General features: G+C 62.4%; 12 protein-coding genes and 1 tRNA gene. 12 read left to right on the top strand and 1 reads right to left on the bottom strand.

Features of this window, described 5'->3' with window-relative positions; translation table 11 throughout:
- The first annotated feature begins 67 nt into the window (after nt 1-67).
- From GTP23_RS02585 to GTP23_RS02620, 8 genes are all read left to right on the top strand, one after another.
- Nucleotides 68-1,276: a BaiN/RdsA family NAD(P)/FAD-dependent oxidoreductase gene (locus GTP23_RS02585; protein WP_161033725.1), complete on the top strand. Its 1,209-nt coding sequence runs from the start codon at nt 68-70 to the stop codon at nt 1,274-1,276.
- 97 nt (nt 1,277-1,373) lie between these two features.
- A complete protein-coding gene (rpsU, locus tag GTP23_RS02590) occupies nt 1,374-1,586 on the top strand; it encodes a 30S ribosomal protein S21 (protein ID WP_008451879.1) in 213 nt (70 codons plus the stop codon).
- A 129-nt stretch (nt 1,587-1,715) separates the two neighbouring features.
- On the top strand, nt 1,716-2,165 hold the full coding sequence (locus GTP23_RS02595; protein WP_155432991.1) for a GatB/YqeY domain-containing protein: 450 nt from the start codon (nt 1,716-1,718) through the stop codon (nt 2,163-2,165).
- 116 nt (nt 2,166-2,281) lie between these two features.
- Nucleotides 2,282-4,078 carry a DNA primase gene (dnaG, locus tag GTP23_RS02600; protein ID WP_161033726.1) on the top strand — a complete coding sequence of 599 codons (1,797 nt, stop codon included), beginning with the start codon at nt 2,282-2,284 and terminating at the stop codon, nt 4,076-4,078.
- A gap of 486 nt (nt 4,079-4,564) precedes the next feature.
- Nucleotides 4,565-6,814: an RNA polymerase sigma factor RpoD gene (gene rpoD, locus GTP23_RS02605; RefSeq protein ID WP_161033727.1), complete on the top strand. Its 2,250-nt coding sequence runs from the start codon at nt 4,565-4,567 to the stop codon at nt 6,812-6,814.
- 80 nt (nt 6,815-6,894) lie between these two features.
- Nucleotides 6,895-6,971: transfer RNA gene (locus GTP23_RS02610), tRNA-Ile, on the top strand.
- Nucleotides 6,972-7,165: 194 nt separating this feature from the next.
- Nucleotides 7,166-7,474, top strand: coding sequence for a type II toxin-antitoxin system RelE/ParE family toxin (locus GTP23_RS02615; protein WP_161033728.1), 309 nt, complete (start codon nt 7,166-7,168; stop codon nt 7,472-7,474).
- Between the two features lie 6 nt (nt 7,475-7,480).
- A complete protein-coding gene (locus GTP23_RS02620; RefSeq protein WP_155432994.1) occupies nt 7,481-7,822 on the top strand; it encodes a helix-turn-helix domain-containing protein in 342 nt (113 codons plus the stop codon).
- A 1-nt stretch (nt 7,823) separates the two neighbouring features.
- On the opposite strand, the gene GTP23_RS02625 is transcribed toward GTP23_RS02620, so the two are convergent.
- Nucleotides 7,824-11,477, bottom strand: a complete 3,654-nt coding sequence (locus tag GTP23_RS02625) for an ATP-binding protein (RefSeq protein WP_161033729.1) — start codon at nt 11,475-11,477, stop codon at nt 7,824-7,826.
- A 232-nt stretch (nt 11,478-11,709) separates the two neighbouring features.
- On the opposite strand from GTP23_RS02625, the gene GTP23_RS02630 reads away from it, so the two are divergent.
- From GTP23_RS02630 to GTP23_RS02645, 4 genes are read left to right on the top strand one after another with little or no spacing between them, the layout of a single operon-like run.
- Entirely contained in the window at nt 11,710-13,083 is a 1,374-nt protein-coding gene (locus tag GTP23_RS02630) for a hypothetical protein (protein WP_161033730.1), read from the top strand.
- A 10-nt stretch (nt 13,084-13,093) separates the two neighbouring features.
- Nucleotides 13,094-13,519, top strand: coding sequence for a phosphate ABC transporter substrate-binding protein (locus GTP23_RS02635; RefSeq protein ID WP_161033731.1), 426 nt, complete (start codon nt 13,094-13,096; stop codon nt 13,517-13,519).
- Nucleotides 13,520-13,531: 12 nt separating this feature from the next.
- The gene (locus GTP23_RS02640; RefSeq protein WP_161033732.1) at nt 13,532-15,943 is read left to right on the top strand and encodes an ATP-binding SpoIIE family protein phosphatase; all 2,412 of its coding nucleotides are present in this window, start codon (nt 13,532-13,534) and stop codon (nt 15,941-15,943) included.
- 43 nt (nt 15,944-15,986) lie between these two features.
- Nucleotides 15,987-16,337, top strand: a complete 351-nt coding sequence (locus tag GTP23_RS02645) for an STAS domain-containing protein (RefSeq protein WP_161033733.1) — start codon at nt 15,987-15,989, stop codon at nt 16,335-16,337.
- Nucleotides 16,338-16,342: the final 5 nt, after the last annotated feature.

Here is a 16,342-nt window from a genome sequence, read left to right on the forward strand (position 1 = left end):
CATAGCGGGCTACTGTCGGCCTCAGGTGTGTCTCAAGTACAATACGCCTTTGGACGATAGGATAGTTATGGCTAAGTTTGACGTGGTGGTAATCGGCGCAGGTGCTGCCGGCATGATGTGTGCAGCAACGGCAGCCCAGCGCGGACGGCGCGTGGTGCTGATCGACCATGCGAGCAAACTGGCCGAGAAAATCCGTATCTCCGGTGGCGGGCGTTGTAACTTCACCAATATCAACGCCGGTCCGGCCAACTATCTGTCGGAAAATCCCCATTTCTGCAAAAGTGCGCTGTCGCGCTACACGGCGGCGGATTTCATTGCGCTGGTCAAAAAGCACCGCATCGGCTACCACGAGAAGCACCGTGGCCAGCTGTTCTGCGATGATTCGGCCGAACAGATCATCGATATGCTCAAGGAAGAATGCAGCCGAGGCGATGTGCACTGGCGCATGCCCTGCACGGTGACCGCGCTGGAGCAGGCGGCCGAAGGCGGCTTTGTGCTGCAGACGGATCAGGGCGAGATCGAAGCGGACAGTGTGGTGATCGCCACGGGCGGTCTGTCGATTCCGAAAATCGGCGCAACCGACTTCGGCTACCGCATCGCCGAGCAGTTCGGCCTGCGCATGGTGGCGCCCCGTCCGGCGCTGGTGCCGCTGACCTTTGAAGCGCAAAGCTGGGCGCCGTTTGTGGAAATGGCCGGCATTGCGCTGGAAGTGGATGTGGAAACGGGCTCCCTCAAAGGCCGCAACCCGACGGGCGCGCGCTTCCGCGAAGACCTGCTGTTCACCCACCGTGGCCTGTCCGGTCCGGCCATCCTGCAGATTTCGTCCTACTGGACGCCCGGTACGCCCATCATCATTAACCTGCTGCCGGAACTCGATCTGGCGGCCACGCTGATCGAAGGCAAGGGCACGATCAAGAAGCAGCTGGGCAATGTGCTGGCACAGTGGCTGCCCGCCCGTCTGGCCGAAGGCTTGCTGCATGCCCATGGTTTTGCTGCCGACGCCCGTCTGGCCGATATGCCGGACGCCCAGCTGCGCAAACTGGGCGCGGCCATCAACCAGTGGACGCTGACCCCTAGCGGCTCGGAAGGCTATAAAAAAGCCGAAGTCACGCGCGGCGGCATCGATACGCGCGAACTGTCGCAGCAGAGCATGATGGCGAGCAAGGTACCAGGCCTGTACTTCATCGGGGAAACCGTGGATGTGACGGGCTGGCTCGGCGGTTATAACTTCCAGTGGGCCTGGGCTTCGGGAGTAGCCGCAGGGCAATCCGTCTGATATACTGCGCGCCCGGTGCGACAAGCGGCTTCCATTTTCCGGAAAAAGCTGCTATAGTCTCATTCTTCCTATAACCTCTAACGGTTTGAATTTTTACATGACCACTATTCGCCTTAAAGAAAACGAGCCGTTCGAAGTCGCCATGCGTCGCTTCAAACGCACCATCGAAAAAACCGGTCTGTTGACCGAACTGCGCGCACGCGAGTTCTACGAGAAGCCAACGGCTGAGCGCAAGCGCAAGCTGGCAGCTGCCGTTAAGCGTCACTACAAACGCATCCGCAGCCAACAGCTGCCGAAAAAACTCTTCTAAGACTGCTTCACGGAGTCAACCCGGCAGTATGGCGCTTACGCCTCGGGTTGTCTCTTGCGGCATCAAGAGATACCCGCCCCGGTTCGCCGCGGCGGGTTTTCGCATTTTTACTCCTTCTGAAAGATCGCCATGGGCCTGAGAGAACAAATTACCGAAGATATGAAAACCGCGATGCGCGCTAAAGACGCTGGCCGTCTGGCCACCGTGCGTCTGATCCTGGCGGAAATCAAGCGCAAGGAAGTGGACGAGCGTATCGAAGTCAACGATGAGCAGACTGTTGCCATCGTGGAAAAAATGATCAAGCAGCGCAAGGATTCCATCACCCAGTTCGAAGCCGGTGGCCGTGCCGATCTGGCCGACATCGAAAAAGCTGAGCTGGCCGTGCTGGTCAACTATATGCCGGCTGGCCTGTCGGATGAAGAAGTGGCGGCCGAAGTGGCAGCTGCCGTGGCCGCCTCGGGCGCTGCCGGTCCGCAGGACATGGGCAAGGTGATGGCCATCGTTAAGCCCAAGCTGGCTGGCCGTGCTGACATGACCGTGGTGTCCGCTCTGGTGAAAAAGGCACTGGCTCCGGCATAATTGCTGCCAGTACGAGACTGGGCCGCGGTATGCTGCCCAGCAGTCGCATCTGATCCGGCGCAATACCGGATCGCTGCGGCGGTATAGCCTGATTCACAACAAGACTGCGTAGCCCTGTGATCCCACAATCATTTATTGCCGATTTGCTGAACCGGGTCGACATCGTCGACGTGGTCGGCCGTTATGTGCAGCTGAAAAAAGGCGGCGCTAACTACATGGGCCTGTGCCCCTTCCACAGCGAAAAATCCCCCAGCTTTACGGTCAGTCCCACCAAGCAGTTCTATCACTGCTTCGGTTGCGGCGCCCATGGCACCTCGATCGGCTTCATGATCGAGTACTCGGGCATGGGCTTTGTCGATGCCGTGAAAGAGCTGGCGCAGAATGTGGGCATGGTGGTGCCTGAGCAGGACGACAAGATCCCGCCGGCCCAGCGCGCCCAGATGGCGGCGCACAGCATGGCGCTGACGGAAGCCATGACCAAGGCCTGCGATTTCTACCGCGCCCAGCTGCGCGGCGCCACCAATGCAATTACCTACCTGAAAGGCCGTGGCCTGACGGGCGAAATTGCTGCCCGCTTCGGCCTCGGCTATGCGCCGCCCGGCTGGGACAATCTGCGCAGCATCTTCCCTGATTACGAAGCCGTGGTGCTGGCCGAGGCCGGGCTGGTGATCGACCGGGTGGACGAAGATGGCGGCAACCGCAAGCGCTATGACCGTTTCCGCGAACGGGTGATGTTCCCGATTAAAAACACCAAGGGGCAGGTGATTGCATTCGGCGGCCGCGTGCTCGATCAGGGCGAGCCGAAATACTTGAATTCGCCCGAAACGCCATTATTTTCCAAGGGTCACGAGCTGTATGGCCTGTTCGAAGCCCGTCAGGCCATCCGCGATGCCGGTTATGTGCTGGTGACGGAAGGGTATATGGATGTGGTGGCACTGGCGCAAATGGGTTTCCCGCAGGCGGTGGCTACGCTGGGCACGGCGTGTACGCCTTTCCACGTGCAGAAGCTGTTGCGCCAAACCGACAATGTGATTTTCAGCTTCGACGGCGACAAGGCCGGGCGGCGTGCCGCGCGGCGGGCACTGGAAGCCTGTCTGCCCCATGTGACGGACAACAAGACCATCCGCTTCCTGTTCCTGCCCACCGAGCATGATCCGGACAGTTATGTGCGCACTTACGGCAAGGAAGCCTTCGAGCAGGAAATCCACGAAGCCATGCCGCTATCGCAGTTCCTGATCAAGGAGGCAGTGGGCGAGCATGATTTGCAGAGCCCGGAAGGACGGGCGCGCGTGCAGTTCGACGCCAAGCCCATGCTGCAGGCCATGACGCCGACAGCGCTGCGGTTGCAGATCGTGCGCGGACTGGCCCAGCTGACCCAGACCACGCCGTCCGAGATCGAGGTGCTGTACGAGCTGGCCAAGCCGGTGGCGGTAGCGCGGCAGGCGCCGGCCCGCACGGGGCGGCCCGTGCCGGTGGGGCTGGAATTGCAGATCGTGCGCATCCTGATCGCCCACCCGCCGCTGGCGCAGGAAGTGGACGGGGCTGCGCTGGCCGCCTTCCAGTATTTCGGCGCGGAGCCGGCCGAACGTCTGGCGCAGCTGGTAGCGCAGGCGCAGGCACTGGGCGAGCAAGGAAGTTTTGCAGCATTTGCGCAACATCTGAAAGCGCAGGGCGACGAGTACGACAGCATCATTGCCGAAATCGTGCAGGAGCCTGAATCGGAATTCGATGCCGTGCGGCTGTTTTTGCGCGGCGCCATCCGGCAGGTAAAGAATGATGCTTTAAAGCAAGAGTTAAGCCAGTTGTTCGCGGCCGGGCTGTCGTCCGAACAGATCGGCGTGCGCTACCGCGAGATCACGGCGCAGCAGGATCAATTGCTGCGTGAAGCGCAGGCGGAAACGGCGCACCGTTGATCTGGCTCAGGCTCCGCACAGTCTGGCTGTGCGACTGGTGACAGAGGGCGTAGCATGGTTCCGCCCTCTGGAAATTGAAAAGTGGCGTGCTATAATAAAACGCTAAGTGTTGTATGTTTTGGCATCGTTTTTCAGCTCAGAGTGTGTTTGTTTTCAGTAAGTTAGGCTCTTGATCGACATGGAAGAACGGCTGTCGGCGGCTCGGGCCAGCTTGGGTAGTAGCAACGGAGAGTGCTCCCGCTACACGGAACGCGAGATTGCGTTACCAATCCGGTCATGGTTTCTTGTCCCCACGCACGTGTCCTATGCAGTAGAATTTCTGCCAAGAGTGGCGGAGTTCTAACGCGGTAGATCGTCCTGACTGGATGTAAGTAAGTCGTAGTATTGTCGGACTTGGGTAGTCGGCAAGTTCGAAGACCTAGGTTCGATAGGGCCGCAAGAAACTTTATCCTAAATAAGCAAGTCGTTGTGTAATCGAAAGCGCCTGTGCCAACTAAGAAACCTGAATCCAAAGCGGCTGCAAAGCCGAGCAAAGTGACCGCAAAATCTGCCAAGACGGCGGACAAGTCGGAGACGCGTGTTGCCAGCAAAGTGCCGGCCGTGAGCCAGACCACCGATGCTGCTGCACTGGCAGCCATCGATACTTCGGGCTACGTGCTGCCGACGGTGAAAGTGCCGGGGCGGCGCGGTCGCAAGCCGAAAGAATTCCAGCCTGAAAACGACGAAGTGGCCGCACTGAATGCGGTCGAGCGCGCCGAACTGAAAGCGGTGGACAAGGCCAAGGCCAAGGACCGCAAGGCCAAGGAAAAAGCACTGCTGAAGGATGCCTTCTCGTCGGACACGGAAGCTTCGGAAGAGGAACTCGAGCGCCGCCGCCAGAAACTCAAGACTCTGATCAAGTTCGGTAAGGAACGCGGTTTCCTCACCTACGCCGAGATCAACGACCACCTGCCTGACAATATCGTCGATCCGGAAGCGATCGAAGGCATTATCGGCACCTTTAACGACATGGGCATTGCCGTCTACGAGCATGCGCCCGATGCCGAAACCCTGCTGCTGTCCGATAACGTTGCCACCGTCACCAGTGACGACGAGGCCGAAGCGGCGGCCGAAGCCGCACTGTCCACCGTCGATTCCGATTTCGGCCGTACCACCGACCCGGTGCGTATGTATATGCGCGAAATGGGCTCGGTCGAGCTGCTGACCCGTGAAGGCGAGATCGAAATCGCCAAGCGTATCGAAGACGGGCTGAAAGACATGATCCAGGCGATTTCCGCCTGCCCCGTGACGATTGCCGAAATTATCGCCGCCTCCGACCGTATCCGTGCCGAAGAGATCAAGATCGACGAAATCGTCGATGGTCTGGTAGACGAGAACGAAGAAGAAGCGGCCGCCCCGGCTGCTGCTGCCCCGTCCGACGATGAAGAGGAAGACGAGGACGAGGAAGAAGAGGAAGAAGAGGAAGAAGAAGAGTCCGGTGGTTCTGCCGCCGGTGCGGCCGGTTACTCGGCCGAACAGCTGGAAGCCCTGAAAGCGGCTGCGCTGGAAAAATTCGACGTCATCTCGCTGCAATTCGACAAGATGCGCCGCGCCTTCGAGAAAGAGGGCTATAACTCGAAAGCCTACGTCAAGGCACAGGAAGCGATTTCCTTCGAGCTGCTGGGCATACGCTTCACCGCCAAAGTGGTGGAGAAACTGTGCGACACCCTGCGCGGTCAGGTCGATGAAGTGCGCCATATCGAGAAACAGATTCTGGATGTGGCCGTGAACAAGTGCGGCATGCCGCGCGCCCACTTCATCAAGGTCTTCCCCGGCAATGAAACCAATCTGGACTGGGTGGATGGCGAAGTGGCGGCTGGTCACGCGTATAGCGCGATTCTGGGCCGTAATATCCCTACCATCAAGGAACTGCAGCAGCGTCTGATCGACCTGCAGGCCCGCGTGGTACTGCCGCTGCCCGATCTGCGCAACATCAACCGCCAGATGGCGGCTGGTGAAATGAAGGCGCGCAAAGCCAAGCGCGAGATGACGGAAGCTAACTTGCGTCTGGTGATCTCGATTGCCAAGAAATACACCAACCGCGGTCTGCAATTCCTCGATCTTATTCAGGAAGGCAACATCGGTCTGATGAAGGCGGTGGACAAGTTCGAATACCGCCGCGGCTACAAATTTTCCACCTATGCCACGTGGTGGATCCGGCAGGCGATTACCCGTTCCATCGCCGATCAGGCCCGCACCATCCGGATTCCGGTGCACATGATCGAAACCATCAACAAGATGAACCGGATTTCGCGCCAGATTCTGCAGGAAACGGGTGCCGAGCCTGATCCGGCCACGCTGGCCATCAAGATGGAGATGCCGGAAGACAAGATCCGCAAGATCATGAAGATCGCCAAAGAGCCGATTTCCATGGAAACGCCTATCGGTGACGACGACGATTCCCATCTGGGCGACTTCATCGAGGATAACAACACGCTGGCGCCGTCCGATGCGGCCCTGCATGCCTCGATGCGCGGTGTGGTCAAGGATGTGCTGGATTCCCTCACGCCACGCGAAGCCAAAGTGCTGCGCATGCGTTTCGGTATCGAAATGTCGACCGACCATACGCTGGAAGAAGTGGGCAAACAGTTCGACGTCACGCGCGAGCGTATCCGTCAGATCGAGGCCAAGGCACTGCGTAAATTGCGCCATCCTAGCCGTTCCGACAAGCTCAAGAGCTTCCTGGAAGGTAACTAGGGCTTGACGCTGGGCCTGCCTAGCCAGTATCCTCGCGCATTCGCTTGTGCATGCACTTCAGGCGTAAGCTTTCAAAGTATGGGCCGTTAGCTCAGTTGGTTAGAGCAGAGGACTCATAATCCTTTGGTCGCAGGTTCAAGTCCTGCACGGCCTACCAATACAAAAAGGAGTCAGATACCGTATCTGACTCCTTTTTTCATTTCCGCTCCCGGCAGCATCCAGCAGGTTTGCGCAAAGTGGCTACAGGCCGCTATTTGGCCGCTACAGTGAAGTAGCGTCACCCAGCGCAAAAAATCGTCACTCTCATTGATGTGATATATACTCAATTTTGAGTAATTAAGGACTCATTTCATGAGGCCGAATTACAAGCCCCCTTTTCTGGCATTCGTGAAGAAACAGAGTCGTCCGTTTCAGCTGGCGATCGAGGATGCCGTAGAGGACATCTGCGCGCAGCCATCTATCGGCGTAGCCAAGGCGGGTGATCTGCACGGTCTCCGGATTTTTAAATTCAGATGCCATGGCCAGCAATTCCTGATTGCCTACTGCCCAACAGAGAGCGCCGGCTCAGGCAAGGCGTCAGGCTGGCAGCAGATAGACTTTTACCAGATAGGGCCGCACGAGAATTTTTATAGCAATCTCAAGAAGTATCTGAAATCGTGAGGGCATATGCGTCAGAACACCGCAGAAGAAGTCTATCTAAGTTTTACCCGCTTACCGGCGAACGAACGCGCCAGATTTTTCGCCTTGCTTGCCGAGCCAGCCCCCCCATCGCAGAATTTTTCACACGAGCAGGTGTTCGGGCATCTGGCCGGAGCGCGCTTCACGGCACAGGAGGCAGCAGAGTATCTGGGAGTTTCGATGGCCACCTTCCGCCGCTATGTGGCCCATGGCAAGCTCAAGGCGAGAGAAGAAGTTGGCCGTAGCCAGCTGTTCGCAACGGAAGATCTCAAGCATTTCAAGCGGGCGTTGCAGGAAGTCAGAACGCGTGGCGCTGTAACGGCAGCCTGAATCAGCTTTGCATAGTTGCTGACATACCCGCTTGCGCAAGGCAGGCGGCGCGTAGCTGCAGCAGGCTGGCGCGGTGCAGGTGCTCGTCCAGCTGGTCGGCGCTGGCCAGCGCAGCGTCGATCTGGGCTAGCTGGCTGGCGTAGTCCTGCAGGTAGCCATGGGCTTCGGCCAGCGGATGCAGGAAGGCCACCAGTATGCCCGGCATTACGCTGCGCACTGCGCCGGCAGCGTATTCGAGCAGGGCGATGCCTTCAGGCTGGCCGGCACGGGCCAGACTCCAGCCGCGCAGCATGGTGCCGGCCACCTGCCACAGCGCCAGCTGGTACTGGCCGGCGATGGCAAGGATTTCTTCGGCCAGCACCGCCACCTGCGCACCATCCTGCTGCAGCCGGTGCACGGTGGCTGCATGGACCAGCGCGAAGCAGAGCGAATCGGGATGCTCGAGCTGGCGTGCCAGCGTCACGGCGGCCGCAGCGGTTGCCAGCGCGGCCGTATGCTGGCCAAGCGCCTGATGGGCCCATGCCGCATAGGCCAGACCCGCCACTTGCGGATCGTGGCCGCGCTGGTGCTCGTGCCCTTGCCCGTGTCCGTGCTGCCGCGGCTGACCGGCACAGAGCTGGGTGGCCGCCTGTGCATGGTCCAGTGCTGCTCCATAGCGGCCCTGCCACAGGGCCTGATTGGCGGCCGCTGCATGGGCGTGGCCGCGCCGCAGCACATCGCCGCTGGCGTCGGCCGCCTGCAGCAGCGGCGCTATCAGTTCGGCGCTGCCGCGGAAGCTGGCCTGCGCACGCGAACTGGATACCATCCATAGCCCCCACAGCACGTCGAAACGGGCTGCACCCTCATACAGTCCGGCATATTGGCCCTGACATTGCGCATAGGCGCGGTCGTACACGGCCGCTGCCTCTGCCGAACCATAGCCGGCCAGTGCCAGCAAGGCCTGTCCCAGCACCAGCAGCAGATCGCGTTCCATGCCGGCTCGTACCGTACCGGGCGGAAGATGTTCGAGCGCCGCCAGTCCGTTGCGCAAATGCGCCGCCGATTCGGCGCAGGCGTGTGCGGCCAGCGCGTGCTGGCCCGCCTTGAGCCACCAAGTCAGCGCTGCCGGATAGTCGGCTGCCTTGCCCAGATGGTAGGCCAGCTGCGCCGGCTGCTGGCTGGTGCGCTGGGGGAAGTGCTGGATCAGCGCATCGGCAATGCGGCGGTGGGCGCGCTGGCAGTCGGCGCGCGTCTGTGACTGGTAGGCGGCCACCTGCAGCAGGGCGTGGCGGAATTCGAACTGGCGTGCATCGCGCGCTTCCAGCAGGCGCGCCTGCTGCAGCGTTTGCAGCTGTTCGGCATCGACGTGGGTAACATGGGCCAGCAGCTCCAGATCGAAGCTGCGGCCTATGGTGGCGGCGTATTGTGCCAGCCGGCGGGCCGCACCCGTGGCGTCCAGCCGCGCCGCCAGCAGATAGGCCAGCGTGGCCGGCACGCTGCTCGTGGCCGGCTGCGCCAGCGCCTGCCGCACCAGTTCCTCGGCAAACAGCGGTATGCCTTCGGCACTGGCGACGATGCGGGCAATCGCGGCGGGCGGCAACGTGCTCTCGCTGGCGCCGACCAGCGCTGCCATGGCCGCGTCGTCCAGCTGCGCCAGTTCCAGCACTGTCGCATGCGCGGACAGCCATGGGGCCAGCGGGCTGTCGTTGCGGACTGTGTAGACGGTGAGCACGGGCAGGGCTGCCGTGTGCTGGGCCAGCGCGGCCAGCACGGCCTGAGTGGACGGATCGGCCCAGTGCAGATCTTCCACCGCCAGCAGCAAGGGGCTGTGTTCCGCAGCATTACGAAACAGCGCCACCAGCGCGCTGCTGGTGTGCTGGCGCAGCATCTCGCTGCCCATGGTTGCCGGCGTTTCGGCTATACCCAGCAGTGCCTGCAATCCTGCGCTGACGGAGGCGGCGATGGCGCTATGCTGGCGCGCCAGATAGTGTGCCAGCATGCTGCGCCGGCTGGCCGCATCGTGCTCCGGCTGGCAGCCGATCTGGCGTTCCAGCAGGATGATCAGGGGCTGCCACGGAGTGTTCTGATAGGCCGCTTCACATTGCAGTTCCAGCCGCTGCCAGTGTGCGATGTCCAGCGTGCCGGCCAGTTCGCGCAGCAGGCGCGATTTGCCTATGCCCGCTTCGCCGCGCAGCACCACCTGCTGCCCTTGTCCGTGGCTGGCAGCGTCGCGCAGGGCCGCCAGCTGCGCCAGTTCGGCCGTGCGCCCTGCCAGCGGCAACAGGCGTGGTGCGGCATCCAGACGGCTGTTGGCGCCCGTAGTACCGGCCACGCGGTAGCTACGGAAGGCCTGTGAGCCGCAGGGCTGCAGATAGAAGTAGCCGCTCACCAGCTGGCGGGCCGCATCGCTGAGGTGGATTTCGCCACTGCCGGCGCGCTCGTTCAGGCGCGCGGCCAGTGCCGAAGCTACGCCGGCGGGGTCAGGCTGCTCGCCATGCGTGCCCGTGACGATGACGGCGCTGTGTATGCCGCTGCGGGCATAGACGCCGGCCTGACAGGCCGCGCTGATGGCACGGGCGGCGCGTACGGCATTGCGCGCGCCATCTTCGGCGGCGACAGGGTAGCCGAAGTAGCCGGCAAAGCTGCCACCCGGGGCAGCGATAACGTGGGCACCGTGCTGGCGCGCCAGTTGGGCGCAGTGCTGGTAGGGCAGGCGCAGGCGTTCGGCAAGGTCTTCTGCATCATTGCTGCTGGCTGCGTGCAGGCTGCAGTGCAGTATGGTGACCAGCCGCCGTTCGGGAAAAGCCGGCACGTGGGCTGCAGCCACTGCCTGCTGCGGCGCAGGCCAGCCTTCCGTGCGGACGCTGCAAGCTTCGCGCCGCTGCACCTCGCTGCGTATGGTTTCGGCCAGCTGGCGCGTAGCCGCTGCCGGGCTGGTACCCAGTTCCTGTTCCAGCAGGCGCTGGCAGTTGGCATAGTGCCCCAGCGCTTCGGCCGGCCGCCCGGTGGCAGCCAGCAGGCGTATCACGGCGCGGTGCGCCGCCTCGTTCCAAGGTTCCAGCGCCAGATAGCGGCGCGCATGCTGCAGTGCGCGTTCGCTGGCGCCTTGCTGTTCCAGACTTTCGCGCAAGCTTTCCAGTAGCCGCAGCATGTGCTGGTGCAGGGTGGTGCGCCAGCCATCACGCCAGCCTTCGAAGTCCGCCGCATCGTCAACGGCCAGATCGGCGAGGAAGTCGCCACGGTACAGGGCAGCGGCCGCTTCCAGCTGGCCGATGTGCTGTTCGGTGGCTGCGCTGCTGTCGCTGCTACGGGCCGGCGGGCTGCTGGCCGTGGCGAGAAAGGCGCGCGCATCGAGCCACCAGTCGCCATCGCTATTCAGGCGCACGGCTTCGCGTCCGGTGATCAGCTGCGCTGCGCCATCGCCCAGCATGCGGCGCAGATGGTAGAGCGTCTGGCGCAGGTTGATGCGCGCTGCTTCGGCGGGCAGCTGTGGCCACAGCAAATCCGCCAGTTGTTCGCGGCGGTGGCTGCGCTGGCTCTCCAGCGCCAGATACGCCAGCAGGGCCAGCATCTTGCCATAGACCTTGCCGGCAGGCGGCTGGCCCGCGACGCTGAGCTGGATATCACCGAGCAGGTGGAGCTGCAACCGGACAGGAGGCGGAAATGGTGGCGGCATGGTGGTGCTGGGAGCGGGCAGTCTGTGATGGGCGCTGGCTTATAGGCTTAACCGTCAGCGTCGGGCACCCAGTTAACGCCGGGTTTACGCTGGCTTGTTAAGATGAAAATTATGTTTAATGCAATTAAGACATTTTATCATCAAGTGATGCAGCGCTCGGGCGGGCTGCGTTGGCAGCGGGTGCGCGCGTGATGGCGTGGCCCGCTTTGAATTATTACGGACTGCAAGCGCGATGACCTATTTTTCTCTGACTACTACACGCCGTCAGTCGCTGGCGCTGGCCCTGCTGCTAGCCAGTGCGATGGCGGCTGCCCGCGCCGACGAAGCGGCTAATTCGGCTAATCCGGCGAACGATGCACCTGCGGCGCTGCGCCTGTCCGGCTTCGGCACGCTGGGTTTTACCCATAACGATAACCGTGATGCAGGTGCGATCTTTTCCAGTGCACAGAAGCGGCCCGCAGGGCAGGGCTGGTCGTCCAATCTGGATTCCGTGCTGGGACTGCAGGTGGAATGGCAGGCCGGCCCGGATACGGCCTTCGTGCTGCAGGGCGTGGCGCGCGCTGGTGACGATCTGTCGCCAGAACTGCGCATGGCCTATCTGCGCCAGCAGATCAGCAATGACTTTGCCGTGCGTGCAGGGCGCATCCGCAGCCCGCTGTATTTCGATTCGGATGTGGTGGAAATCGGCTACGCCTATCTGATGGCGCGTCCCGCTCTGCCGCTGTATGGCACCGTCAACAGCGTGGCCTCGCTGGACGGGGCCGACCTGCAATGGCGCCACAATATCGGCGACACCGCGCTGCTGGCGCAGGCCTATTACGGCCAGTCCGATTACCGCCACCGTTTCTACAATCTCGATCCCGTGCAGGCGGCCGATGCCAGATTGCGCAATATTCGCGGGCTGGCCGTCAGTGCCACCCTGCCCAACCTGATCCTGCGCGCTTCGCATAGCGTGATCGGCAGCTACACCATGCGTTCGGCACAGGTCAGCCAGATCAATGGCGCAACGGCGCAGCTGGCCGGTGCACTGCAGGCCAGCGCTGCCAACCCCTATCTGCCGCCAGCGCTGGCGGCCGGACTGCAGGCGCGTGCCCAGAGCATACGCGCGCTGGCCTCGCCGTTCGATAGCCGGCCTCTGTACACCAGCGTGGGCTTCGATGCCAATGCGGGCGACTGGCGCCTGCTGGGCGAAGCCACGCGGCTCGATTCGCGCTCGGCCATGGTGGGCAAATACCATGGTTACCAGTTCACCGTGGCGCGCAGCTTCGATGAATTCACGCCCTATGTATCGCTGGCGCGTCAGCGCCGCGCCAGTCCGGCGCTCGATACTTCGGCGCTGGCACCGACCGGGCTCGATCCCATGCTCGATGGCGGGCTGGCGCAGCTCAAGGGTGGGCTGGATCAGGCTGCGCGCTATGCCGATCTGTCGACCCGTTCCATCAGTGCCGGCGTACGCTACGACTTCCGCGGCAATATGGCGCTCAAGCTCCAGTACGATCACCTGCAGACGCCCGGCGCCTACTCGCCCGGCTACTTTGCCGTGTCCCGCCTGCCCATCCGTCCGACCGTGAATCTGTTCACCGTGTCGCTCGATTTCGTTTTCTGAAGGTCGCATCATGCGCATAGCACAGTACTCTCTGATCAGTTGCCTGCTGCTGGCCTGCAGCTGGGCCCAGGCGCAGGTCGTGGTGGTGGTCAACCGCGAAACTGCCGTAGAAAAGATCAATTCCGATCAGGCCACCCAGATGTTCCTCAAGCAGGTGCAGACCTGGCCCGATGGCAAGCCGGTGCAGCCCATCGATATCCGCGAAGGGGCGCCGCTGCGCGCCGAGTTCTATAGCAAGGTTACGGGGCGCAGCGCCGGCCAGGTGCGCGCCTACTGGGCGCGCCAGAGCTTTACCGGCATGGGCTTTCCGCCCAAGCAGGCCGACAGTGCCGAAGAGGTGAGCAAGCTGGTACAAGCCACTCCCGGCGCCATCGGCTACATCAACAAGAAGCAGGTGGCGCCGGCCCTGAAAGTCGTTCTTGAAACCTCGCCCTGATTGCACCGTCCCATGCTGAGTCACTTTCTGGCTCCCACGGTCTGGCTGTCCAACCGCCTGAGCTTCAAGCGCAAGTACGCGCTGATCGGCGCGGTGGTGCTGCTGGCACTGGCCCTGCTGTGCACTCCCTTGCTGCGCAAGGCGGGCAGCGATATCGAACTGGCGCGCAGCGAACGCGAAGGGCTGGTGGCTTATCGCGCCCAGGCCCAGGTGCTGTATGCGCTGGTGAATGCGCGCAGCGCTGCCGTGCTGGCACCGCTGGACCGGCCGGACTGGCAGGCACTGGAAGCGAGCATGCTGCAGTTGCTGCATGCGGAATACCGCGGCGCCGGCATGGAAGCGGTCGCGCGGGTACGCAGCAGCTGGCAGCAGGCACAGGGGATAGCCCAGTCGGGAGACCGGCGCCAGCGCTTTGTTGCGCTGACGGGCAGCATCAATGCCGTGCTGGCGCTGATGCGCGAAGATGCGCGCACCCACCGGCTGAATGTGGATGGTGAGCTTGATGCCACTTTCGACATGCTGGCCAACCGCCTGCCGCTGGTGGCCGAAACGCTGGCACGCCAGCAGGATGCGCTGACCTTCAATTCCGACGATATGGCTTCCTATGCGCTGGGTGCGCAGGTGGTGCTGAGCGAATCGGTGGCCAATCTCAAGGCCGGCCTGTCGCAACTGGCGGCGCTGCACCAGCCGGCTACACGGTTGCAGACGCCGCTCAGCCAGTTCCTGGCGAATATCGCGCGCCAGCAGGATGCAGCCGACAAGACGCTGGATGCACCGGCCAGCATCAACGAATTGCGTGCTCTGGCCACCGATAATCTGCAGGCCGCCCGTGAACTGCTGGAAGCCACGGCCGGCGATGCCGACGCTTTTCTGGCGCTGCGCATCGCCCGCCTGCAGCAGTCGCAGCTGATCGTGGCGCTGATACTGGTGGCCGTGATCGCCGCCATCGCCTATCTGTTCGCCGGCATCTATCTTTCCACCCTGCGTTCGCTGCGCAGTCTGTCGGAAGGCACGGAATCGTTCTGTGCCGGCCGGCTCGATACCCGCATCCATGTCGATACGCGCGACGAACTGGTGCTGGTGGCGAATAACTTCAACACCGTGGCCAGCGAATTTGCCGGTCTGCTCGAAGTGGTGCGCGAACAGAATGAATCGCGCGAACGCGAGCTGGAAGAGCAGGTGGCGGCACGCACCTGGGAACTGGCGGAAAAGAACGAAGCCCTGCGTGCGGCCGGCGAGCGGGTGCAGGAAGAGCTGGATCTGGCACGGGCCATGCAGCAGGCCATACTGCCGCAGCACTTCCCGGCCGAAGATGACTGGGCCGTGCATGCCGCCATGTATCCGGCGCGCGAACTGGGCGGCGATTTCTACGACTGCTTCCCGCTGGCCGATGGCCGCTGCGGCGTGCTGGTGGCCGACGTTTCCGGCAAGGGCGTGGGGGCGGCCTTCTTCATGGCCGTCTCGCGCACGGTGCTGCTCGATCTGGCCATGACGGGCGATGCGCCTGCACGCGTGCTGGCAGCGGCCAACGAGCTGCTGTGCGAACGCAATCCCATGGAGCTGTTCGTCACGGCTTGCTATGCCATCTACGATCCGCAGGATGGCTCGCTGGTATATGCCAGTGCCGGCCATCCGCCGCCGCTGCGGCGCCAGAGCGACGGCGCAGTAGCAGCCTTGCCCTGCATGATGGACGTGGCGCTGGGCTGGATGCCGGGGCTGGAATACACCGACCAGCATGCCGTGCTGGCGGCCGGCGAAGCGCTGCTGCTGTACACCGATGGTGTGACGGAAGCCTTTGCCGATACCGGAGAGGCATATGGCGAACAGCGTTTGATGGCATGGTTTGCCGCCAGTGCCGCCAGCAGTGCGGCGGCCACGGTAGCTAGTCTGGTGCGCGATGTCGCCAGCTTCGTAAATGGCGCGGAAGCGTCCGATGATCTGACCTGTCTGGTGCTCAGACGAAAACCGGGAGTCCCCCTGATGGATACAACACCTATCGTGCTGCATAACAAACGCCTGCTGCTCGAATATGACCTGCCGTCGCGGCTGGAAGAAATCGCCCAGCTGGCGGATGCGGTCAGCACGGCGCTGACCGACCGCAGCGATCTGGCGTTTGCCGCCAACCTGTGTCTGGAAGAGCTGGTGACCAACACCATACAGTATGGCCTGCACAGCGCGCCGGACCGGGTGATCCATGTCCGCATGAGCATCTCCGACGAATGGCTGGAAATCATCCTCAAGGACGATGCGCCGCCGTTCGACCCGTTTGCCGAAGCACCGGCGCCCGATCTGGATGGCGATCTCGAAGCCCGTCCTATCGGCGGCCTGGGCGTACATCTGGTGAAGACCCTGATGGACGATGCGCGCGCCTACTTCGATGGCAGCGGCAACCTGATCGTCCTGCTGAAAACCCTGCGCACCTGAGACGCACAATCACTCCGACCCGACGACTAGACCAGGACCTACCATGAGCTTCCAATACGACTTCTCCCAACTAGATGGCGCCACTGCCGTACGCCTGAGCGGCCGGCTTGATAGCGCAACGGCCAGCGGCTTCGAAAAACCCCTGCAGGACCTGTTCAACCAGCCGGCCAGCCGGGTGCTGATGGACTTCAGTGCGCTCGATTACATCTCCAGTGCCGGCCTGCGCGTGGTGCTGATGGCGGCCAAGCGCGCCAAGCAGAGTCAGGGCGCGCTGGTGCTGTGCAGCCTGCAGCAGCAGGTGCGCGATGTGTTCGAGATCAGCGGCTTTCTGCGCATCCTCGATGTGGCCGACGATAGCAGCGCGGCGCTGAACCAGCTGCGCGCCCGCACCTGAACCTT

The organism is Duganella fentianensis (assembly GCF_009857835.1).
Taxonomy (GTDB): domain Bacteria; phylum Pseudomonadota; class Gammaproteobacteria; order Burkholderiales; family Burkholderiaceae_D; genus Rugamonas; species Rugamonas fentianensis.

What these genes read in the sequence shown, in the direction of transcription:
- rpsU (WP_008451879.1), top strand. Translation starts at nt 1,374, where the DNA reads ATGACCACTATTCGCCTTAAAGAAAACGAGCCGTTCGAAGTCGCCATG.
- GTP23_RS02635 (WP_161033731.1), top strand. Translation starts at nt 13,094, where the DNA reads ATGCGCATAGCACAGTACTCTCTGATCAGTTGCCTGCTGCTGGCCTGC.
- GTP23_RS02640 (WP_161033732.1), top strand. Translation starts at nt 13,532, where the DNA reads ATGCTGAGTCACTTTCTGGCTCCCACGGTCTGGCTGTCCAACCGCCTG.
- GTP23_RS02615 (WP_161033728.1), top strand. Translation starts at nt 7,166, where the DNA reads ATGAGGCCGAATTACAAGCCCCCTTTTCTGGCATTCGTGAAGAAACAG.
- GTP23_RS02630 (WP_161033730.1), top strand. Translation starts at nt 11,710, where the DNA reads ATGACCTATTTTTCTCTGACTACTACACGCCGTCAGTCGCTGGCGCTG.
- GTP23_RS02585 (WP_161033725.1), top strand. Translation starts at nt 68, where the DNA reads ATGGCTAAGTTTGACGTGGTGGTAATCGGCGCAGGTGCTGCCGGCATG.
- GTP23_RS02595 (WP_155432991.1), top strand. Translation starts at nt 1,716, where the DNA reads ATGGGCCTGAGAGAACAAATTACCGAAGATATGAAAACCGCGATGCGC.
- GTP23_RS02645 (WP_161033733.1), top strand. Translation starts at nt 15,987, where the DNA reads ATGAGCTTCCAATACGACTTCTCCCAACTAGATGGCGCCACTGCCGTA.
- GTP23_RS02620 (WP_155432994.1), top strand. Translation starts at nt 7,481, where the DNA reads ATGCGTCAGAACACCGCAGAAGAAGTCTATCTAAGTTTTACCCGCTTA.
- GTP23_RS02625 (WP_161033729.1), bottom strand. Translation starts at nt 11,477, where the DNA reads ATGCCGCCACCATTTCCGCCTCCTGTCCGGTTGCAGCTCCACCTGCTC.